We start from the raw sequence: 261 nt of genomic DNA, 5'->3' as shown, positions 1-261 counted from the left end.
CGGGTGCGCGGGCTGCTGGAGAGCGGCGTGTCGGGTGGCCGGCGGGCGGTCGCCGAAGCGGCCCGGGACGAGCTGCCGGCCGGCACTCTCGGGCCGCTGCGCCGGGCCGGACTGACCGCGGCGGCCGAACTGACCGGTGCGCTCGCGGCGGAGGCCGGCCGGCGGCCCCGTGACGCGTTCGGCCGCCTCGCCGACGCGGGTTCCGACACCTACGCCCGGGCATGGCTGGCGCTGGCCACGCACCTCGCCGCGGCCGAACGC

At 81.2% G+C, this 261-nt stretch carries 1 pseudogene; it reads left to right on the top strand.

The window, feature by feature from the left end:
- Positions 1–261 (top strand): annotated as a pseudogene (locus A4V12_RS12095) (hypothetical protein); the annotation flags it as partial.

The sequence above is a fragment of the Streptomyces noursei genome, from assembly GCF_001646665.1.
Taxonomy (GTDB): domain Bacteria; phylum Actinomycetota; class Actinomycetes; order Streptomycetales; family Streptomycetaceae; genus Streptomyces; species Streptomyces lavendulocolor.
This window is presented reverse-complemented; position numbering and strand designations above follow the sequence as displayed.